Annotated in this window: 18 protein-coding genes and 1 pseudogene; 5 read left to right on the top strand and 14 right to left on the bottom strand. The window is 60.7% G+C overall.

Going from position 1 to position 19,665, the window contains the following annotated elements; translation table 11 throughout:
• The 4 genes from ACM5SV_RS23855 to ACM5SV_RS23840 form a co-directional block, all read right to left on the bottom strand.
• A partial coding sequence (locus tag ACM5SV_RS23855) for a M10 family metallopeptidase C-terminal domain-containing protein (protein WP_419425427.1) occupies positions 1-3,211 on the bottom strand: 3,211 nt, incomplete at its 3' end.
• Between the two features lie 517 nt (positions 3,212-3,728).
• The gene (locus ACM5SV_RS23850) at positions 3,729-4,532 is read right to left on the bottom strand and encodes an anti-sigma factor family protein (protein ID WP_222016258.1); all 804 of its coding nucleotides are present in this window, start codon (positions 4,530-4,532) and stop codon (positions 3,729-3,731) included.
• Positions 4,529-5,134 (bottom strand): RNA polymerase sigma factor, encoded by a 606-nt coding sequence (locus ACM5SV_RS23845; RefSeq protein ID WP_033181646.1) that lies wholly within the window; start codon positions 5,132-5,134, stop codon positions 4,529-4,531. The genes ACM5SV_RS23850 and ACM5SV_RS23845 overlap by 4 nt, the downstream gene beginning before the upstream one ends.
• A gap of 48 nt (positions 5,135-5,182) precedes the next feature.
• Entirely contained in the window at positions 5,183-5,719 is a 537-nt protein-coding gene (locus tag ACM5SV_RS23840) for a tetratricopeptide repeat protein (protein WP_222016260.1), read from the bottom strand.
• Positions 5,720-5,887: 168 nt separating this feature from the next.
• Between ACM5SV_RS23840 and ACM5SV_RS23835 the strand changes: the two genes are divergently transcribed.
• From ACM5SV_RS23835 to ACM5SV_RS23825, 3 genes and pseudogenes are all read left to right on the top strand, one after another.
• Positions 5,888-6,940 (top strand): type III polyketide synthase, encoded by a 1,053-nt coding sequence (locus ACM5SV_RS23835; RefSeq protein ID WP_222016262.1) that lies wholly within the window; start codon positions 5,888-5,890, stop codon positions 6,938-6,940.
• The gene (locus ACM5SV_RS23830; protein ID WP_222016264.1) at positions 6,937-7,440 is read left to right on the top strand and encodes an isoprenylcysteine carboxyl methyltransferase family protein; all 504 of its coding nucleotides are present in this window, start codon (positions 6,937-6,939) and stop codon (positions 7,438-7,440) included. The genes ACM5SV_RS23835 and ACM5SV_RS23830 overlap by 4 nt, the downstream gene beginning before the upstream one ends.
• Before the next feature lie 75 nt (positions 7,441-7,515).
• Positions 7,516-8,763: pseudogene (locus ACM5SV_RS23825) on the top strand (NAD(P)/FAD-dependent oxidoreductase).
• Here the strand turns inward: ACM5SV_RS23825 and ACM5SV_RS23820 are convergent.
• The 8 genes from ACM5SV_RS23820 to ACM5SV_RS23785 all read right to left on the bottom strand — a co-directional run bounded on the left by ACM5SV_RS23820 (position 8,753) and on the right by ACM5SV_RS23785 (position 17,624).
• Positions 8,753-9,289, bottom strand: a complete 537-nt coding sequence (locus tag ACM5SV_RS23820; protein ID WP_222016268.1) for a gluconokinase — start codon at positions 9,287-9,289, stop codon at positions 8,753-8,755. The pseudogene ACM5SV_RS23825 and the gene ACM5SV_RS23820 sit on opposite strands and share 11 nt — an antisense overlap.
• A gap of 121 nt (positions 9,290-9,410) precedes the next feature.
• A complete protein-coding gene (locus ACM5SV_RS23815) occupies positions 9,411-10,364 on the bottom strand; it encodes a peptide ABC transporter ATP-binding protein (RefSeq protein ID WP_222016270.1) in 954 nt (317 codons plus the stop codon).
• Complete coding sequence (locus ACM5SV_RS23810; RefSeq protein ID WP_222016271.1) at positions 10,361-11,377, bottom strand: ABC transporter ATP-binding protein; 1,017 nt, start codon at positions 11,375-11,377, stop codon at positions 10,361-10,363. The genes ACM5SV_RS23815 and ACM5SV_RS23810 overlap by 4 nt, the downstream gene beginning before the upstream one ends.
• Positions 11,377-12,267 (bottom strand): ABC transporter permease subunit, encoded by an 891-nt coding sequence (locus tag ACM5SV_RS23805; protein ID WP_222016274.1) that lies wholly within the window; start codon positions 12,265-12,267, stop codon positions 11,377-11,379. Before ACM5SV_RS23805 ends, ACM5SV_RS23810 begins: the two co-directional genes overlap by 1 nt.
• A 9-nt stretch (positions 12,268-12,276) precedes the next feature.
• Entirely contained in the window at positions 12,277-13,281 is a 1,005-nt protein-coding gene (locus ACM5SV_RS23800) for an ABC transporter permease subunit (protein ID WP_033181639.1), read from the bottom strand.
• A gap of 86 nt (positions 13,282-13,367) precedes the next feature.
• Positions 13,368-14,963, bottom strand: coding sequence for an ABC transporter substrate-binding protein (locus tag ACM5SV_RS23795; RefSeq protein ID WP_012756121.1), 1,596 nt, complete (start codon positions 14,961-14,963; stop codon positions 13,368-13,370).
• A gap of 338 nt (positions 14,964-15,301) precedes the next feature.
• Positions 15,302-15,784: an iron-responsive transcriptional regulator RirA gene (gene rirA, locus ACM5SV_RS23790; RefSeq protein WP_029874102.1), complete on the bottom strand. Its 483-nt coding sequence runs from the start codon at positions 15,782-15,784 to the stop codon at positions 15,302-15,304.
• Between the two features lie 343 nt (positions 15,785-16,127).
• Complete coding sequence (locus tag ACM5SV_RS23785) at positions 16,128-17,624, bottom strand: CoA-acylating methylmalonate-semialdehyde dehydrogenase (protein WP_222016276.1); 1,497 nt, start codon at positions 17,622-17,624, stop codon at positions 16,128-16,130.
• 192 nt (positions 17,625-17,816) lie between these two features.
• On the opposite strand from ACM5SV_RS23785, the gene ACM5SV_RS23780 reads away from it, so the two are divergent.
• Positions 17,817-18,131, top strand: coding sequence for a putative quinol monooxygenase (locus tag ACM5SV_RS23780; RefSeq protein ID WP_222016278.1), 315 nt, complete (start codon positions 17,817-17,819; stop codon positions 18,129-18,131).
• Positions 18,128-19,009 carry a LysR family transcriptional regulator gene (locus ACM5SV_RS23775; RefSeq protein WP_222016280.1) on the top strand — a complete coding sequence of 294 codons (882 nt, stop codon included), beginning with the start codon at positions 18,128-18,130 and terminating at the stop codon, positions 19,007-19,009. Before ACM5SV_RS23780 ends, ACM5SV_RS23775 begins: the two co-directional genes overlap by 4 nt.
• Here the strand turns inward: ACM5SV_RS23775 and ACM5SV_RS23770 are convergent.
• Complete coding sequence (locus tag ACM5SV_RS23770; protein ID WP_017990318.1) at positions 19,006-19,173, bottom strand: hypothetical protein; 168 nt, start codon at positions 19,171-19,173, stop codon at positions 19,006-19,008. The genes ACM5SV_RS23775 and ACM5SV_RS23770 overlap by 4 nt on opposite strands.
• A gap of 13 nt (positions 19,174-19,186) precedes the next feature.
• A complete protein-coding gene (locus ACM5SV_RS23765) occupies positions 19,187-19,654 on the bottom strand; it encodes a DUF4174 domain-containing protein (protein WP_222016281.1) in 468 nt (155 codons plus the stop codon).
• Positions 19,655-19,665 lie beyond the last annotated feature (11 nt).

The raw sequence follows: 19,665 nt of genomic DNA, 5'->3' as shown, positions 1-19,665 counted from the left end.
CAAGCGTATAGCTTGCCAGGGCCGTGCGAACCGTGTCGGTTCCCGCGGCGGCGTTCTCGGCAACGCTGTCGCCGGCATTGTCGATGATATAGGTGTCGTCGCCCGCTCCGCCGATCATCGTGTCGGAGCCTGCCCCGCCATTCAGCGTGTCATTGCCGGCGCCACCGGTGATCATGTTGGCCAGCGCATTGCCGGTGCCGGTGAAGTTGGCCGATCCCGTGTAGCTCAGGTTCTCGACATTGATCAGTGCAGCGATCGAGTAGGCTGCAAGCGACGTGCGGATTTCGTCGGTGCCGGCACTGGCCAATTCGGTGACGACGTCGCTCGCACTGTCGACCACATAGATGTCGTTGCCCGCACCACCGTTCAGCGCGTCATTGCCGGTGCCGCCGTCCAGCAGATCGTTGCCGGCGCCACCGATGATCGTGTTGGCGAGCGCATTGCCGGTGCCGGTGAAGTCGGCGGATCCCGTGTAGCTCAGCTTCTCGACATTGTTGCCGATCGTATAGTTTGCCAGCACGGTCTTGACCGTGTCGGTTCCCGCGGCGGCGTTCTCGGCAACGCTGTCGCCGGCATTGTCGACGATATAGATGTCGTCGCCCGCTCCGCCGATCATCGTATCGGCGCCAGCCGCGCCATTCAGCGTGTCGTTGCCGACACCACCAGTGATCGTGTTGGCAAGGTCATTGCCTGTCCCGGCAAAGGCTGCCGTTCCGATATAGGTGAGGTTCTCGACATTGACGCCAAGCGTATAGCTTGCCAGGGCCGTGCGAACCGTGTCGGTTCCCGCGGCGGCGTTCTCGGCAACGCTGTCGCCGGCATTGTCGATGATATAGGTGTCGTCGCCCGCTCCGCCGATCATCGTGTCGGAGCCTGCCCCGCCATTCAGCGTGTCATTGCCGGCGCCACCGGTGATCATGTTGGCCAGCGCATTGCCGGTGCCGGTGAAGTTGGCCGATCCCGTGTAGCTCAGGTTCTCGACATTGATCAGTGCAGCGATCGAATAGGCTGCAAGCGCCGTGCGGATTTCGTCGGTGCCGGCACTGGCCAACTCGGTGACGACGTCGCTCGCACTGTCGACCACATAGATGTCGTTACCCGCTCCGCCGTTCAGCGCGTCATTGCCGGTGCCGCCGTCAAGCGTGTCGTTGCCGGCGCCGCCGGTGATCGTGTTGGCGAGCGCATTGCCGGTGCCGGTGAAGCTGGCCGATCCCGTGTAGCTCAGCTTCTCGACATTGATCAGTGTAGCGATCGAATAGGTCGCAAGCGACGTGCGGATTTCGTCGGTGCCGGCGCTGGCCAACTCGGTGACGACGTCGCTCGCACTGTCGACCACATAGATGTCGTTGCCCGCTCCACCGATCAGCGTGTCAGCACCTGTCCCGCCATTCAGGATGTCATTACCGACACCACCAGTGATCGTGTTGGCAAGGCTATTGCCCGTGCCGACAAAGGCTGCCGTTCCGATGTAGGTGAGGTTCTCGACATTGGCTCCCAGTGTGTAGGCGGCCAGTATCGTGCGAACCGTGTCGGTTCCCGCGGCGGCGTTCTCGGCAACGCTGTCGCCGGCATTGTCAACGACATAGGTGTCGTCGCCCGTTCCGCCGATCAAGGTATCGGCACCGGCCCCACCATCCAACACATCATTGCCGGCGCCGCCGGTGATCGTGTTGGCCAGCGCATTGCCGATGCCGGTGAAGCTGGAGGATCCCGTGTAAATCAGATTCTCGACATTGTTGCTGAGAATATAACTTGAAAGCGCCGTCCGTACGGTGTCCGTCCCCTTGTTCGCACTCTCGACCACAAAATCGACGCCAGCGTCGACCACATAGATGTCGTTGCCGGCACCGCCGATCAGCGTGTCGTTGCCGGCGCCGCCATCCAGCGTGTCGTTGCCGGCGCCGCCGGTGATCGTGTTGGCGAGGCTGTTTCCAGTCCCGGTAAAAGCGCCAGTGCCGGTGAAGGTCAGGTTTTCGACATTGGCAATATTGGTCAAGGCAAAGGAAGAAAGCACCGTCCTGATCAGATCGGTCCCTTCATTCAGCCCTTCGGTGACCACGTCGGCGAGGCCATCGACAATATAGGTGTCGTTGCCCGTTCCGCCGATCAATGTGTCATTGCCGGAACCGCCGGAAAGCGAATCATTTCCCGCATTGCCCCAGAGCGTATTGTCCGCCTCGTTGCCTATAATCGTATCGTTGCCGGAGCCGGCCTGAACGTTCTCAATCAACGAAGCAACATTGTCGTGATAAAGAAGGGCGTTGAAAATGTTGCCGCGGGCGTAGCCATTATTCGGACCTCCGCCTAGATCGGCCAACTGGCCCTGAGAAAAGACCGAGTACCCCCCTGCTCGCAAGTCGATTTTAAGGCCGGTCGTATAGGCACTCAGATCATAGGTGTCGGTGCCGCCGCCGTCCCAGATTGTTGCGAAGATCCTGTTGGCAGCGGGCGTGATGGCTGCCACCCCGTTGACGTAGGTGATACCCTGGTTCGGATTCCATTTGTAGACGGTATCGCCGCTGTTCGTCGTGTAGTCCGCACCGTACATTTCCTGCAGGGCGGCGATGTCGAGCATCATGAAGGTTTGTGGCGCGCCATCGTGCTCATACTTATAGCCATATAAGTTATCTCCGACAAATGTGCGGTAGGTCATGATGGTATATTCGAGCGAGTCGTAGGCACCCGGAACGACTGTCGGATTGAGACTATACCCTTCCTGAGCATGTTTCAGTCCGAGAGCGTGACCCAACTCGTGCGCCAAGGAATGGCCCGCATAGTTGCCGAACCTCGGCAAGCGAAGATCATCTTCGGTGCCAGCATATTCCGTTCCGAACCAGACATCGCCGCCGTGGCCGCCGATAATTGGGGTATATGCCCATGCCGTCGGAGGTAGGGACGATTGAGCGAACCGCACCGTTGCGGTATCCGCGCTTCCGGCCACAAAGTTGGCGTTCGTGAACCCCTCTACGGAGAAGCCGTCATTTGCCGCATTCCCATAGGATTGCTCCATAAAGAACAAGGCGAGAGACTGCTGCTGCGACGAAATTGAAGAGAAAGCATAGTCTTTCTCGCCGCTATAGGCATAAGATGACGAGGTGGTGGGAAACGCATAGGTTATCGTTCCGTCCCAGGCAGTGCCGGTGAAGAGCCCGTCAACTTTCTGATCGCCAGTCAAGCTGACGTCCTTCGTCGAAGTAATAAGGTTCGTCATAAAATACCCGTTTGCCTATTCAATTCTGCCGCGCCTAATGCCAGTTTCCCTCTGCCCCAAATCAGGAGAAAATTCAACTAAAAGCTTTATTTCTCTTCAGGAAACTTTTTTAACCTTAGTAACTAACGCTCATGAAGTGCTTCCGCCGCAACCTCTATCGAAGGCCAGAAGATATATTCCAGGATCCAGTACTCGCCCGTCCGAACCTTCGCAATTGCTGCCATGACGGCACTTAAATTGACGTTACAGTCATCTACTGAAATTTAATAAGTCTCGGGCTCGGTGATATCGGAAAAGCGAGAGGTGCATTGTTTCGGCGCCGCCGAACGTTGGTCTCCGCCTGTCCTGCCGCGGGCTCGCCTCACGGCGTGCCGCGTCGGGTTCTAGGATCGCATCTGCCGCAATCTTGGTGACGTGGGCTGCAATCGTTCCGTAGCGAGTGAAGGGCAAAGCGTCAATTTCGAGCTCAAACGCGCTCCCCAAGAAAAATGGGCGAAGCTGAAGCCCGCTGAGCTGGTCAGCTTGAAAGCCTGCTCCGGGCGTTCTCCGCCAATTCCTGCACCCGGTCTACCGGGATGCGGCCGATCAGCATGAAGGCGTGCGTCGCGTTCGACCAGTAGACGACGTTCATACCCTTGCGGCTTTCGAGGTCCGGCGGCTTCGGCCCCTTGTCAGACTTGACGATGCAGAGCGCCATCGGCCCGGTCTCGGGGTCGAGATAGGCGATCTGGGCGAGCGCCTTGCCGTCATATTGCAGCAACTGGGCGCGTTTGAAATCGATGCCTGGGAGCGAGACGGCTTCGGGGGAGAGTGACAGGCCGAGTTTTTCGTCAAGACCGGCGAGTTGGGCGGCCTGGTCCTCCCTGCCAGGGACGGGACCGGCGAGCGTTTCGGCGGTATAGAGCGAGATATAGTCGGCGACCACGGCGCGCCATTCGCTGTTTTCGTCCTTTGCCGACAAGCCCCTGCCAATGCCGATGACGGCACGGTCGACCGCGATACCGGCGACCAGCGAGGCGGCGAGCGCGCCGAGGAAGCGGCGTCGAGTGGCGAATGCCGGCGTCGAGGCGGGTCTTGCGCTCTGCTGTGCCGGGATGGCGGCGAGCATCGCTTCCAGTTTCTGGCGCGGGGCTTCGGCGAGCAGCGGGGCGAAGGCTTGCTCGAACGGCAGATTGGCGCGCGCCAGGAATTCCAGCCGCTCGGCGGTGGCCTCGTCTTCGTTCACCATGGCTTCAACGCGCGCAGCCTCTTCGACCGTCAGTTCGCCGTCGATGAAGGCGGTCAGGTCCTCGTCGGAGGGAATGGTGTGTTTCGTCGTCATTGCCGTCCCCCTTCCGGTCCGGCGCCGGAGAGCTTGGCGCGGGCAGCCGCCAGCCGGCTCATCACGGTTCCGATCGGGATATCCAATATGCCTGCAACCTCGCGATAGGAAAGTCCTTCCACATAGGCGAGGAAAACCACCGTCCTCTGCGCTTCAGGCAGCGCATTCACCTGTTTCAGCACCTGATGGGCCATCACCTGCGTTTCGGTGTCGTGCGCGCCGTCGAAGGTCAGCGTCTCCCCGGCATCGACGAAACCCTGGCCCTGGCGTACCCGGCGAGAGCGGATCTCGTTCAGCCAGATCGAATGCAGGATCGAAAACAGCCAGCGGTCGAGCCGGGTGCCGGGGATGAACTGATCGGCGCGCTCCAGTGCGCGAAGGCAGGTCGCCTGCACAAGGTCGTCGGCGACATCGCGCTGATGCGAGAGAACGAGACCGTAACGCCAGAGCCTTGCCAGATTTTCCGTCAGGCCGCTCCTGATATCCGCTTCGCTCGCGATGGCCGCCTCCGCCAATCCTGCATCCCTCGAAACCGCCGGGTGAACCGGCGATTCCATTCTCGCGTGACTATAGGCAGGAAAATGGGTGCGCGCGACCGACATTCTGACGTCCCTTTCGTGCTTCCATTTTCCCGCTTCGTGGCCCACCGATCAGATCTTCGAGGGATCGAGGATAACAGCGTTCAGATCCTGATATTCCTCGCAAGCCGTGCCGCAGATCGCCTTGATTGACTTCAGCTGGTCCTTGGCGAGATCGAGCTGGCCCTTGATGACATAGGCTTCGCCGAGATATTCGCGGACCTTGGCGTATTGCGGGTCCATCTTTACCGACTGCAGGTAATAGGAGATGCCTTCGTCGGTGCGGCCGAGCTTGCGGGTGGCATAACCGCGGTAATTCAGCACTTCGGCGGTGTTCTGGTCCTTGACCGTGTCGAGCATGGCAAGCGCCTCCTCATAACGACCGGCCTTGGCCAGCGAATAGGCATAGTCGGCGCGGTTCTCGTCGGAGACGTTGGCGCTCTGCTGCTTGATGCACTTTTTGGTCTTCTGGTCGTAGATCTCGCCCTTCTTGCAGACCGGGGTCGTGCTGCTATCATCGCCGACCGCAAAGACCGGGCCGGAGACAACAGAAGCGGCAAGGCAGCCGCCGAGAATGATGGAAGCGATGCGGGCTGTGATAATCGTCATGGGGAAACTCCTCGAAAGTGACGTTGCGACGAGAGAACACCGCTGCATCCAGCTTTATTCGGCTGCTGCTTGCATTTCTTTCTTCACCCTTTCGTGAAGATTCAGAGCTGAATAATTTGGGCGTCCGCGTGTTTTCCTTCGTTCCGCCGGAGGGACAAGGAGAATTCCGTGACCGATACCGTGAAACTCGTCAGCCTCGCCGTTGCCACACCCGAACATGTCATTTTCCAAAAACAGGCGCTCGAAGCCTCGGCCCGGCTGTTTGCCGACCGTTTCGAGGATTTTCGCCATCTTGCCCGCGTCTTCGATAGCGCCGGCATCGACAAGCGCCATGCGGCGCGGCCGCTTGCCTGGTTCGACGAGCCGCATGGCTGGCAAGACCGGATGCAGGCCTTTGCAGAGGTCGCAGGCGGGCTTTTCGTCGAGGCTGCCAGCTCGGCCCTTCGCCAGGCAGGGCTTGAGGCCGGCGACGTCGATTGTGTCGTGACGGTCTCCTCCACCGGTTTTACGACGCCGAGCCTCGATGCACAGCTTGCTGGCCGGATGGGTTTCAGACCCGACATCGAACGCGTTCCGGTCTTCGGGCTTGGCTGTGCCGCCGGCGTGTCGGGCTTTGCGATCGCCTCGCGGCTGGCGCGGAGCCGGCCGGGCACTGTTGTGCTTTTCGTCTCGATCGAGCTTTGCACGCTGGCCTTCCGGCTGGACGAACTGACGCGGCCGAACATCATCGCAACAGCGCTTTTCGGCGACGGCGCGGCCGCCTGCGTGCTGCGATCGGGCGGAGACGGGCTGGCGGAAGTGGAATCGACCGGCGAGCATCTCTTCCCCGACACGCTCGATATCATGGGCTGGAAGATCGATGACGGCGGCTTCGGCATCGTACTGGCGCAATCGCTGCCGCCGTTTGCCGAAAAGGAGCTCGGCCCGGCGGTAAAGGCTATTCTGGCCCGCAACGGGCTGAGGGTGGAGGATATCGACCGCTTCATCTGCCATCCCGGCGGCACGAAGGTGCTGGCCGCGATGGAGAGCGCGCTTTCGATGGCGCCGGGCACGTTGGATCACGAACGCGCCGTGCTTGCCGAATACGGCAACATGTCCTCGCCGACCATCCTCTTCGTGCTGGAGCGGGCGATCCGCGCCGGATTGCCGGCGCGCGCCGCAATGATCGCCATGGGGCCGGGCTTTTCAGCCAGCTGCGTGACGCTCAGGAGGGTCGCATGATGTGGCCGTCGATCGCGCTTCTGGCCTTCGTGACGCTGCAGCGCCTGGCGGAACTCGTGCTCGCCCGGCGCAATACGGCGGCGCTTCTTGCCGGAGGCGCCAGAGAGGTCGCACCCGAGCATTATCCCGTCATGGTGGCGTTGCATGCAGGCTGGATCATCGGCCTCTGGCTCACTGCACCAGGCAGGCCGGTCGCGCTCTTCTGGTTTCTGGTGTTCATGGGGCTGCAGGCGCTGCGGCTCTGGGTGCTGGCGACGCTGAAAGGCCGCTGGACGACGCGCATCATCATCCTGCCCGGCGCGCCGCTCGTCAGATCCGGGCCCTATCGCTTCCTCCGCCATCCGAACTATGCGATCGTCGTCGGCGAGATCGCCGCCCTTCCCCTCGCCTTCGGCCTGCCGCTTTACGCGATCGTCTTTTCCCTTCTCAACGCGCTTATCCTCCATGTCCGCGTGAAGGCTGAAAATGCCGCACTGAAAAGCGCAATGATTTTGAAATGAATGCGATTTTCCGTTTGCGTCGCGGTATCGGCACGGGCATTTTCACCCGACAAACAAAGCGGAATGCAAGCGGAAATGACGAAAAACGCAATTGTGCTCGGCGCCGGCATCGTCGGGGTTTCCACGGCCATCCATCTTCAGCGGCGCGGCCGGCAGGTGACGCTGATCGACCGCAAGGATCCGGGCAACGAAACCTCGTTCGGCAATGCCGGCCTGATCCAGCGCGAAGGTGTGGCACCCTACGGCTTTCCCCAGCAGCTCGGGCTTTTACTGCGTTATGCTGTGAATAACCGCATCGACGCGCATTATCACCTGCGCACGCTGCCGAGCCAGATCGCCTTTCTCGCCCGCTACTAGTGGAACTCCAATGCGCGCCGCCACGCGATCATTACCCGGGCCTATGCGCCGCTGATCGAAAATTCGATTGCCGAACACAAGGATCTGATCGAGGCGTCGCAGGCGGAAGCGTTGATCCGCAAGGACGGCTGGATAAAGATCTTCCGCACTGAAGCCAAGCGCGACGGGGCTCTTGCGGAGGCAGCACTTTGGCAGAATGAATTCGGCGTGGAGTATGACAGCCTGACTTCGGCCGATATCGCGCGCATCGAGCCGCATACGACTGGCGATTTCGCCGGCGGTATCCGCTGGCGCGATCCCTGGTCGGTGCTCGACCCGCATGCGCTGACATCGGCCTATCGCCGCTATTTCGAGAGCCTCGGCGGCCGCTTCGTCACGGGTGACGCTGCCTCGCTCGGCCCGTTCGGCTCCGGCTGGAAGATCCTGACGAGGGAAGGTCCGCTCGAAGCCGAGGATGCTGTGATTGCGCTCGGCCCCTGGGCGGCCGTTGCTACGCGCCGGCTCGGCTACTCCTTCCCGCTCGGCGTCAAGCGCGGCTATCACATGCACTATGCCGCCGGAGGCAGTGCCGTGCTCAACAACTGGATGCTCGATGCCGAACGCGGCTATCTCCTTGCGCCGATGAACCGCGGCATCCGCCTGACGACAGGGGCGGAGTTTGCAACGCTCGACGCGCCGAAGACGCCGGTCCAGCTCGACCGCGCCGAGGCCGTGGCGCGCACAATCTTCCCACTCGGAGACAGGCTCGATCCCGAACCCTGGATGGGCGCGCGCCCCTGCACGCCGGATATGATGCCTGTTATCGGCAAGGCGCCGCGCCATCAGGGCCTGTGGTTTGCCTTCGGCCATGCGCATCACGGGCTGACGCTCGGGCCGGTGACCGGCCGCGTGCTTGCCGAACTCATCACCGGCGAGACGCCGTTCATCGATATCGCGGCCTATTCACCGCAGCGTTTCAACCCGTAACGCCCAGTGTTGCAAGGCCGTCGAGGGCCGTTGCCGCAATGCCGTCCACCGTGTCGTCGATATCCACGGTGACGACACCCGGCTCGCCTGTGGGCACCTCAAGCGTCGCCAGCTGGCTGTCGAGCAGCGAGACCGGCATGAAGTGCCCCTTGCGCTCGCCCATCCTTTTCATCAGCAGCGCCCTGGAACCTTCGAGATAAACGAAGAAGAGATTGCCGCCGGCAGCGGCCCTCAGCCTGTCGCGATAGAGGCGCTTCAGCGCCGAGCAGGAAACGATGATGCCCTTGCTCTTCTCCAGCGAGGCCTTGATGTCTTCGCCGATGCGGTCGAGCCACGGCATCCGGTCTTCATCGGTCAGCGGAATGCCCTTCGACATCTTCTCGACATTGGCGGCCGGATGAAGCGCATCACCTTCGACGAAGGCCAGGTGCAGGGCTTCGGCGAGTTTCTCACCGACGGAGGATTTGCCGCAGCCGCTGACTCCCATGACGATGATCGCCTGGGGTTTGTTCATCTGCTCCGGCATAAACCCTCCTCAGGCCATAGAGCATTTTCGTTCTGATCACGAAAATGCTCTATCTCTTTGTTTTCACGCAATCTCGGACGGAAAACCGCTGTGCACTTTTCCTGGAATTGCTCACTCCCGCTCAATCGAGCGGGAAGTGACAGGCATATTGATGTGTGCCTTCTCCACTTAATTCGGGAGAAACCTGACGGCAATGGTCCTGCGCCTTCCAGCAGCGCGGATTGAAGTGGCAGCCCGTCGGCGGCTTCAGCGGCGAAGGCAGTTCACCCTGCAGGCGGATGCGGTTCTTCGCACGATCTGGATCGGCGATCGGCGTGGCCGACAGTAAGGCAGCCGTATAGGGATGGCGCGGCCGGGCGAAGACCTCGGCGGCGGGACCGGTTTCCACGGGACGGCCGAGATACATCACCATCACCTCGTCGGCGATATGATGGACGACGGACAGTCCGTGCGAGATGAAGAGATAGGCGAGCCCCATCTCCTTCTGCAGGTCCATCAACAGGTTCAGCACCTGCGCCTGGATCGACAGGTCAAGCGCCGAGACCGGTTCGTCGAGCACCAGCACCTTCGGCCTCAGCATCAGGGCGCGGGCAATGGCGATACGCTGGCGCTGACCGCCGGAGAACATATGGGGGTAACGGCCATAATGCTCCGGACGCAGGCCGACACGAGCCATCATCTCCTCCGCCTTGCGGCGGCGAGCGGCGCCGTCAAGATTGGTGTTGATCTTCAGCGGCTCTTCGAGGATCGAGCCGACCTTCTGGCGCGGGTTGAGCGAGCCGTAGGGGTTCTGGAAAACGATCTGCACCTGGCTGCGCAGGATGCGATCGCCGACATGGGCGGGCTTGCCGTCGATCAGCAATTGCCCCGATGTCGGGTTCTCGATCATGGTGACCAGGCGGGCGAGCGTCGACTTGCCGCAGCCGGATTCGCCGACGACGGCGAGCGTCTTGCCGGAATGCAGGCTGAAGCTGACGCCGTTCAGCGCCTTGACGGTGGCATCGGCTTTGAACAGACCGCGATTGACGGTGTAGAAGCGGGCGAGATCCCTGCCCTCGAGAACAGCGTCCGTCATACGAGGTCTCCTGCAGTTTCAACGGCCATGATGCCGGGATGTCCGAGCGGCTTACCATCCTTCAAGGGATAGTTGCAGAGCGCCAGGCCGAGCTCCGGCCCCTGGCGGACGACACCGCGATCGCATTCGACCGTGGCGAAGCCGCAGCGCGGCGCAAACAGACAGCCTGTCGGGCGACCATGCTGGCCGGGAACGACACCGGCGATCGAGGGAAGACGCTGGCCGACTTTTGCGCGTTCGGGAAGGGCTGCGAGCAGGGCTGCGGTATAGGGATGATGAGGATCTCGGAACAGCGCCCTTACCGGCTGTTCCTCGACCTTCTGGCCGGCATATTGCACCTGCACGCGCTCGGCGGTTTCGGCAACGACACCCATGTCGTGGGTGATCAGCACCAGCGCCATGCCCTGCTCCTTCTGCAGGCGAACGAGCAGATCGAGGATCTGTGCCTGGATCGTCACGTCGAGCGCCGTTGTCGGCTCGTCGGCGATCAAGAGCTTCGGATTGCAGGCGAGCGCCATGGCGATCATGACGCGCTGGCTCATGCCGCCGGACATCTGATGCGGAAAGTTAGACAGGCGGTCTTCCGGAGCCGGAATGCCAACGAGGTTCAGCAGTTCGATTGAACGTTCGCGGCGCTCCTTGCGGTTGAGGCCCATATGGAAGCGCAGGGTCTCGCCGAGCTGGAAACCGACCGTGAAGCACGGATTGAGGCTCGACATCGGCTCCTGGAAGATCATCGCCATATCCTTGCCGACGATCCTGCGGCGCTGGCGGCCGGAGATGCCGCGCAGATCCTTGCCGTCGAACTGCATGCGGTCGGCGGTGATCTTCGCCGTCCAGGGCAGAAGCCCCATCAGGGCCAGCATGGCAACGGATTTACCCGAGCCGGATTCGCCGACGACCGACAGGATCTCGCCCTTGTCGCAGGCAAGCGACACACCGTCGACGGCGCGGAAGAGACCGGAAGCGGTCTGGAATTCGACCGTCAGATTTTCAATCTCGAGGAGCGGCATCACGACCTCTTCAGTTTGGGATCGAGCGCATCGCGCAGGCCGTCACCCATCAGGTTGATGGCGAGAACGGTGATGAGGATGGCAAGACCCGGGAATGTCACCACCCACCAGGCGCGCGAGATGAACTCACGGGATTCAGCGAGCATCGTCCCCCATTCGGGTGTCGGCGGCTGGGCGCCCATGCCGAGAAAACCGAGGGCGGCGGCATCGAGGATCGCTGCCGAGAAGGCGAGCGTCGCCTGAACGATCAGTGGCCCAAGACAGTTCGGCAGGATCGTCTTGAACATCAACCGGAAGGTGCCGGCACCGGCGACACGCGAGGCGATGACATATTCCTTCTCACGCTCAGAAATGACCGAGGCGCGCGTCAGCCGCACGAAATGCGGCTGATTGACCAGCGAAATCGCGATCATCGCATTGGTCAGACCAGGCCCAAGCACGGCCACCAGAACGAGAGCGAGCAACAGTGACGGGAAGGCCAGGATGATATCCATCAGGCGCATGATCGCCGTATCGACCTTGCCGCGGAAGAATCCGGCGACGAGGCCGATCAGGACGCCTGAAATGACCGAAAGCGTGACGACGACGACGCCGATGAAGAGCGAGAACCGCGCGCCGTAGATCAGGCGCGAAAGGATATCGCGGCCGACGGCATCCGTTCCGAGCGGGAAGGAGGCGCTGCCGCCCTCCATCCAGAACGGCACGGCGAGCAGTACCGCACGGTTCTGCTCATTCGGCTGATGTGGCGCAAAGAGCGGCGCGAGGACTGCGACGACCAGAATGATGATGAAAACCACCAGGCCGATGACGGCGCCCTTGTTGCGGGAGAAATAATGCCAGAACTCCGCAAGAGCGGATGGCTGGCCGGTTTTGACGGTGACCGTGCTCATGGACCGCTCCTAATGACGAATGCGCGGATTGATGAAGCCGTAGAGAACATCAACAATCAGATTGACCAGCATGATGACGCCGGCGATCAGCAGAAGGCCGCCCTGGACCACGGCATAATCGCGCTTGAACACCGAATCGACCATCCATTTACCGATGCCCGGCCAGGAGAAGATGGTCTCGGTGAGGATGGCGCCGGCAAGCAGAACGCCGATCTGCAGACCGATGGTGGTGATGACAGGGATCATCGCATTGCGCAGCGCATGCACGCCGACGACGCGCAGCGGCTTCAGGCCCTTCGAGCGCGCCGTGCGGACATAATCCTCACCCAGAACCTCGAGCATCGCCGAACGCGTCTGGCGGGCGATGACGGCAAGCGGGATGGTCGCCAGCACGATCGTCGGCAGAATGAGGTAGCTGACGGCCGAGGAAAACGCGCCCTTCTGGCCCGACAGCAGGCTATCGATCAGCATGAATCCGGTGACCGGCTTGAAGAAATACATCAGCGAGATGCGGCCGGAAACGGGCGTCCAGCCGAGATAGCCGGAGAAGAAGATGATCAGCAGCAGCCCCCACCAGAAGATCGGCATGGAATATCCGATAAGGGCAATACCCATCACGCTTTGGTCGAACCACGTGCCTCGCTTGACGGCGGCAAAGATACCGGCGGGCACGCCAAGACAGACGGCGAGGATGATGGCACAGAGCGAGAGCTCCAGCGTTGCCGGAAACAGTGTCAGGAATTCGCCGAGAACGGGCCGCTTGGTGACGATCGAGGTGCCGAGATCGCCATGCAGGATTTTTCCGAGATAGTCGAAATACTGCACATACATCGGCCGGTCGAAACCGAGATCATGCATGATCTGGGCGTGCCGCTCCGGCGCCATGACGCGTTCCCCCGACAGGAGCATGACGGGATCGCCGGGAAGCATGCGGATGAACGAGAAGGCAATGAGGGAAACGCCGAGGAATGTCGGGATCAGCACCGCAAGGCGGCCGATAAAAAAACGCAACATGGCAGATGTCCAATAGTTTCCGGCGGTCAGGAGACCCTGACCGCCGGCTGCGCCCAGCTCTGCCGGGCATTCTTACATTATTCTTGTTATTCGGATACGTCGACGCCGTCGAAACGGTGAATGCCGAGCGGGTCCATCTGGAAGCCCGAGACCTTCTTGCTCATCGGAACGAAGACGAGCGAATGGTCGATGGTTGCCCAGGGAGCTTCCTTCTTGAAGATCAGCTGCGCCTGCTCATAGGCCTTGGTGCGCTCGCCGACATCGGCCGTCAGCTTGGCCTTGGTCATCAGGTCGTCATATTCCTTGTTGCACCACTGAGCACGGTTGTTGCCGCCGACGGCATCGCAGCCAAGCAGCGTATCCATGAAGTTGTCCGGGTCGCCGTTGTCGCCGGTCCAGCCGAGGATGACGGCGCCGTCGCGCTTCACGTCGGAGGAGAGCTTCAGATATTCGGCCCATTCATGGGTGACGATCTCGACCTTGACACCGATCTTGGCGAAATCCGCCTGCATCAGTTCGGCGGCGCGGCGCGCGTTCAGCATGTAGGGACGCGACACCGGCATTGCCCAGATCTTCATGCTGAGATCCTTGACGCCAGCATCGGCAAGAGCCTTCTTGGCAGCGTCCGGATCGTACTTGTCGTCCTGAACGGCGTCGTTATAGGACCACATCGTCGGCGGGATCGGGTTCTTGGCAACGGCCGCGGCACCCTGGAAGACGGCGTCGATGATCGCCTGCTTGTTGATCGCCATGTTGAGCGCGCGGCGAACTTCCGGCTTGTCGAACGGGGCCATCTGGGTGTTGTAGGCGAGGAAGCCGACATTGAGGCCGGCCTGTTCCAGAACGGTCAGATTTTCATCCTTCTTCAGTTCTGGCACGTCGGCTGCATTCGGATAGGGGATCAGGTGGCATTCGCCGGCCTTCAGCTTCTGGGCGCGCACGGCAGCGTCAGAGGTGATGGCGAAAACCAGATCGTCGATCTTTTCCTTGCCCTTGAAATAGGTTTCGTTCGCCTTGTAGCGGATGACGGCATCCGGCTGGTAGGCGACGAAGGTGTACGGGCCGGTGCCGAGCGGCTGCTGGTTGAGCTGCGCCATCTTGCCATCGGCAGCAAGCTTGTCGGCATATTCCTTGGAGACGATCGAGGCGAAGTCCATGGCGAGGTCGGCGAGGAACGGCGCTTCGGGGTGGTTGAGCGTGAACTTGACGGTGAGGTCATCGACCTTCTCGACAGACTTGATCAGCTCGGGAAAGCCCATGCCGGCAGCGTATTCGTAGGAGCCGCCCTCGACATACTTGTTCCACGGATTGTCGGATTTCAGCTGGCGCTCGAAGGAGAATACGACGTCGTCGGCGTTGAAATCGCGCGTCGGCGTGAAGAAGTCGGTGGTCTGGTACTTGACGCCAGGATGAAGCTTGAAGGTGTATTCCGTGCCGTCGGCCGAAACGCTCCAGCTGTCGGCCAGGCCCGGCTCGATCTCGGTGCCGCCATGCTTGAATTCGACGAGGCGGCTATAGACCGTGCGCGACGACGCGTCGAAGGTCGTGCCTGCCGTATAGAGGCTCGGGTCGAAGCCTTCCGGCGAGCCCTCGGAGCAATAAACAAGGGTCTTGGACCAGGCCGACGTCGCCATGACGGAAATCAAGGCCGTCGCTGCCAGCAGGACAGAGATCTTTTTCATAATATTGTTTCCCGGTTGTTCTTTTTTGATGTTTGGAGACCGCAGATTGGCATCTCGGTCGACGCTCGATGGAACGATATTTATTTACTGAAAGCAACGGGCTACGCAGAAAATTTTTCCACCTGGACAACTTTAGAAATTTTCCGTCAAAAATCAGCCTCATTCGGAAATTTTCGCACAAAAATGACCGAAATTTTGTCGCATTTGGTATAAAAACGCACCCATCGCGACATGCCGACGGCATTTCCCCGTATGCCGGAGACCAACCAGACGCTGCAAAAACAAAAACCGCGGTGGCCAGGGCAACCGCGGTTCAGAAGCAAATTATGATCTTGAATTCAGGCGGCGGGGGCAACGATCGCGGGTTTGCGATAGGCCGGTTCGCCGGTGATTCCGAGAAGGAAATTGATCTGCGGACGCGCCTTGACGAGGTCATCGATGGAATATTCCGACAGCACCGCGAAGAAGGCATTGAGCGCCTTGCGCAGCGCCGAATTCAAACCACAGCTATCGACCAGCGGGCAGTCGACCTCACCGTCATCCTCGAAGCATTCGGCCATGGCGAAGCTGTCTTCCGTCACCCGAACGACGTCGAAAAGACTAATGTCGGCGGCCGGCTTGCCCAAGCGCACGCCGCCATTGCGACCGCGCACGGTTTCGACCAGACCCGCCTTGTTCAGCGGCTGAAGGATCTTGAAAAGAAAGAGCTCGGAAACGCCATAGGCCCTGGCGATTTCGGGAATCCGGCTCAAATGCCCGTCATTGGCAGCACAATACATCAACATGCGAACCGCATAGTTCGTCTGCTTCGTCAACCGCATGCCATTCTCCTGACTCGTCTGTTCAGACCTATATAGGCGGTTTGCTAGTTTTGAACAATTCCAAAATATGAAATTCGCATTCAGCTTATGAGGCCATTTGCCGCGACGTCAATCCCGCTCCAGGATCCCGACGTCATCGAGGATCGTCTGCTTGCGCTCGGGCGTGCCTTGCGCATCAGTTTGACCTCGGCACTGGGGAATAGGACATGGTCAGCAGACCGCGCCCTTGTCTCAGGACATCCTCGACGCCGGACCGATATCGCCGGCAATCAGCATGACGAGGAAAAATTCGGGAGCCAAAAGGCCCCCGAATTACAGATTTCAGATTGGAATGTCGTGACGATCACTTCATCGTCGGCATGACGAATTCCGCGCCGCTCTTGATGCCGGAAGGCCAGCGAGCGGTGACGGTCTTGGTCTTCGTCCAGAACTTGATCGAATCCGTGCCGTGCTGGTTGAGGTCGCCGAAGCTCGAGGCCTTCCAGCCGCCGAAGGAGTGGTAGGCGAGCGGAACCGGGATCGGAACGTTGATGCCGATCATGCCGATATTGATGCGCGAGGCAAAATCGCGGGCGGCATCGCCGTCGCGGGTGTAGATCGCAACGCCGTTGCCGTATTCGTGCTTCATCGGCAACGACAGCGCTTCCTCATAGTTGTTGGCGCGAACGACGGAGAGGACAGGTCCGAAGATTTCGGTCTTGTAGATATCCATCTCCGGCGTGACGTGATCGAACAGGCAGCCGCCGACGAAATAGCCGTCTTCATAGCCCTGGAGTTTGAAATCGCGGCCGTCGACGACGAGCTTGGCGCCTTCCTCGATGCCGCGGTCGATCAACCCACGAACACGGGTATAGGCTTCCTTGGTGACGAGCGGGCCCATGTCGGCCTTGTCGTCGGTATAGGGGCCGATGCGCAGGGATTCGATCTTCGGCGCCAGCTTCTCGACGAGGCGGTTGGCGGTTTCTTCGCCGACCGGAACGGCAACCGAGATCGCCATGCAGCGCTCGCCGGCTGAACCGTAGCCTGCGCCCATCAACGCGTTGACGGCCTGATCCAGGTCTGCATCCGGCATGATGATCATGTGGTTCTTGGCGCCGCCGAAGCACTGGGCGCGCTTGCCGTTCATCGCCGCCGTGCCATAGACGTAGCGGGCGATCGGCGTCGAGCCGACGAAGGAGACGGCGCCGATATCGGGATCGGTGAGGATCGCGTCGACGGCACCCTTATCGCCATTGACGACGTTGAGGATGCCGGCGGGCAGACCGGCCTCGATCATCAGTTCTGCAAGGCGGATCGGGAGAGAGGGATCACGCTCGGAGGGCTTGAGGATAAAGGCGTTGCCGCAGGCGATCGCTGGCGCAAACATCCACATCGGGATCATGCCGGGGAAGTTGAAAGGCGTGATGCCGGCGCCGATGCCGACCGGCTGACGGATCGAATACATGTCGATCGCCGGGCCTGCGCCCTCGGTGAATTCGCCCTTAGCGAGATGCGGGATGCCGCAAACGAATTCGCAGACTTCGAGGCCGCGGATAACGTCGCCCTTGGCATCCTCGATCGTCTTGCCGTGCTCCTTGGAGAGGATTTCGGCAAGCTCGTCCATGTGCTTGTTCAGGAGTTCGACGAATTTGAAGAAGACGCGGGCACGGCGCTGCGGATTGGTGGCAGCCCATTTCGGCTGCGCAGCCTTGGCGTTTTCGACGGCGGCGCGCAGTTCCTCGACGCTTGCGAGTGCGACCGTCGCCTGCACTTCACCCGTCGCCGGATTGTAGACATTGCTCACGCGGCCGCTGGTGCCGGCAACATGTTTGCCGCCGATGAAATGACCGATCTCACGCATGGGTGTTCCTCCTGTTTTTCGATGGCCGACAATCGCACTTCAATTTGCACAAATCAATGCGCTGATATAAGCAACCGTTGTGCGTAAATTATAGCCCTGTCGTTGCATCAGGCGCTGCGGCTGCTTCAAACTTGGCACCGCACGCCGACAAGTCAAACTCCGACAAGTCAAACCCTGGGGGAGGTCAAACCGATGAACCGGAAACCCGTCGTCAGAATGGCGGAGCTGGAGATCGAGCCGGACACGCTTAAAACCTATCGCGCATTTCTCACGGAAGAGATCGAAGCATCCATCGCGCTGGAAGACGGCGTCCTTTCCCTGAGCGCCGTTTCCATCAGGAACAACCCAAACCGGATCCGTATCCTTGAAGTCTACGCCGACCAGGAAGCATACGAGGCCCATCTGCGAACACCGCATTTCATCAAATACAAGAACCAGACGGCACACATGGTCACATCGCTGACGCTTATCGAGGTCGATCCGATCGCAATGCGTGCCAAGCCATGAACTGGGACGATGTTCGTATTTTCCTCGCCGTCGCCCGCACCGGGCAGATCCTTGCCGCTTCGAAGCGGCTGGGGCTCAATCACGCCACGCTCTCGCGTCGACTGACTTCGCTCGAAGAGGCGCTGAAGACGCGGCTTTTCATCCGCCGCACAAATGGCTGCGAACTGACGGCCGAAGGCGAAGTGTTCCTGGCATCTGCAGAGCGGATGGAAACGGAAATGCTCGCAGCACAGGCCAGCCTCGGCCACACCGATACGGCAATCGCCGGGACCGTGCGCGTCGGGGCGCCTGATGGGTTCGGCGTTTCCTTTCTTGCGCCGCGCATGGGCAGATTGATCGAGCGCCATCCGGAGCTGAAGATCCAGCTCGTACCGGTGCCGCGCTCTTTCTCACTCTCGCTGCGCGAGGCCGATATCGCCATCACACTGGAGCGGCCCGAACAAGGCCGGCTCGTCTCCTCCAAGCTCACCGACTACACGCTCGGTCTCTATGCCTCACGCGCATACCTCGCCTCCCTGGGCACGCCCGCCGATATCGACGCGCTCAAGGCGCATCGCCGCATCGGCTATGTCGAAGACCTGATCTTCACCGCGTCCCTGAATTTTTCCGGCGCAGTCATGCGGAGCTGGGATGCAGGCTTCGAGATTTCAACGGCGATCGGACAGACGGAGGCGGTACGAACAGGTGCCGGCATCGGCATCCTGCACGATTATATCGCCAGGCAATATCCGGAACTCCAGCGCATTCTGCCGGAGGTTTCGATCCGGCGCGCCTACTGGACGACCTATCACGAAACGGCGCGCGACCTGCTACGGGTCAGGAGCGTCGCCGATTTCCTCCAGGAACTCGTGAGCGCCGAACGGCACATTTTCCTTTAAGTCTCGAAAGTGTGTTTTGCCGGCTCGTCGTTCTCGTCGGGATTTGGAACGGGTGCTTCGTCAGGCAGCCGGTCCGGCTCTGGTTCCTTGATCGGAGGCACTGGCTTCCAGCCAGGCCCGGGCATCGGCGGCTGGTCGGGAATGGGTTCGTTGGGCACGGACATGACCGCCTCCCTTTCATGATCTTGGTTCTGCGCGATATCTGGACGACTTGTCCGGCTTCAGCGAATCGGCAGCGCGCATCGGCATGCTGTCGATGATGGCGAAGAGCTCGCCATCGGTAATCGGCTCGCTGACCTTGAGCTTGACGGTGCCGTCCTTACCGAGAAGGAAAGCGGCGAATTCGCCGACCTCCGGCGCCTCGAGATCGCGGCGGATCGCTTCGCCGTCGAGGCCGTCGGCCGCACCGAACAGCGGCCGAACGCCAGCGCCGGAAACCTTCAGCACCACCAGGTCACGCTCGTCGAGAGCTGAGCGATCGGCCAGCAGCTGATTTTCCTGCCGGGCGGCGCGGGAATTATCCCTGTCGGCGAAAACAACGAAGACGCGGTTCTTCCACTGAAACTGGGCGAGACTTTCGACGGGCGCATAAGCGCTGTTGGTCTCGTCGATCTTCGTCGCACCGTAGAGAAGGGTTTTCGACATGCATATTCTCC

It is taken from the genome of Rhizobium sp. CRRU65, from assembly GCF_048551595.1.
Lineage (GTDB): Bacteria > Pseudomonadota > Alphaproteobacteria > Rhizobiales > Rhizobiaceae > Rhizobium > Rhizobium leguminosarum_J.
Note: the sequence above shows the minus strand (reverse complement) of the source record. Positions and strands in the feature narration are given on the sequence as shown.

Bases quoted from the DNA above. Each gene is read 5' to 3' on its own strand.
- ACM5SV_RS23850 (WP_222016258.1), bottom strand. From the start codon at position 4,532: ATGACGACGAAACACACCATTCCCTCCGACGAGGACCTGACCGCCTTC.
- ACM5SV_RS23845 (WP_033181646.1), bottom strand. From the start codon at position 5,134: ATGTCGGTCGCGCGCACCCATTTTCCTGCCTATAGTCACGCGAGAATG.
- ACM5SV_RS23840 (WP_222016260.1), bottom strand. From the start codon at position 5,719: ATGACGATTATCACAGCCCGCATCGCTTCCATCATTCTCGGCGGCTGC.
- ACM5SV_RS23830 (WP_222016264.1), top strand. From the start codon at position 6,937: ATGATGTGGCCGTCGATCGCGCTTCTGGCCTTCGTGACGCTGCAGCGC.
- ACM5SV_RS23820 (WP_222016268.1), bottom strand. From the start codon at position 9,289: ATGCCGGAGCAGATGAACAAACCCCAGGCGATCATCGTCATGGGAGTC.
- ACM5SV_RS23815 (WP_222016270.1), bottom strand. From the start codon at position 10,364: ATGACGGACGCTGTTCTCGAGGGCAGGGATCTCGCCCGCTTCTACACC.
- ACM5SV_RS23810 (WP_222016271.1), bottom strand. From the start codon at position 11,377: ATGCCGCTCCTCGAGATTGAAAATCTGACGGTCGAATTCCAGACCGCT.
- ACM5SV_RS23805 (WP_222016274.1), bottom strand. From the start codon at position 12,267: ATGAGCACGGTCACCGTCAAAACCGGCCAGCCATCCGCTCTTGCGGAG.
- ACM5SV_RS23800 (WP_033181639.1), bottom strand. From the start codon at position 13,281: ATGTTGCGTTTTTTTATCGGCCGCCTTGCGGTGCTGATCCCGACATTC.
- ACM5SV_RS23795 (WP_012756121.1), bottom strand. From the start codon at position 14,963: ATGAAAAAGATCTCTGTCCTGCTGGCAGCGACGGCCTTGATTTCCGTC.
- rirA (WP_029874102.1), bottom strand. From the start codon at position 15,784: ATGCGGTTGACGAAGCAGACGAACTATGCGGTTCGCATGTTGATGTAT.
- ACM5SV_RS23785 (WP_222016276.1), bottom strand. From the start codon at position 17,624: ATGCGTGAGATCGGTCATTTCATCGGCGGCAAACATGTTGCCGGCACC.
- ACM5SV_RS23780 (WP_222016278.1), top strand. From the start codon at position 17,817: ATGAACCGGAAACCCGTCGTCAGAATGGCGGAGCTGGAGATCGAGCCG.
- ACM5SV_RS23775 (WP_222016280.1), top strand. From the start codon at position 18,128: ATGAACTGGGACGATGTTCGTATTTTCCTCGCCGTCGCCCGCACCGGG.
- ACM5SV_RS23770 (WP_017990318.1), bottom strand. From the start codon at position 19,173: ATGTCCGTGCCCAACGAACCCATTCCCGACCAGCCGCCGATGCCCGGG.
- ACM5SV_RS23765 (WP_222016281.1), bottom strand. From the start codon at position 19,654: ATGTCGAAAACCCTTCTCTACGGTGCGACGAAGATCGACGAGACCAAC.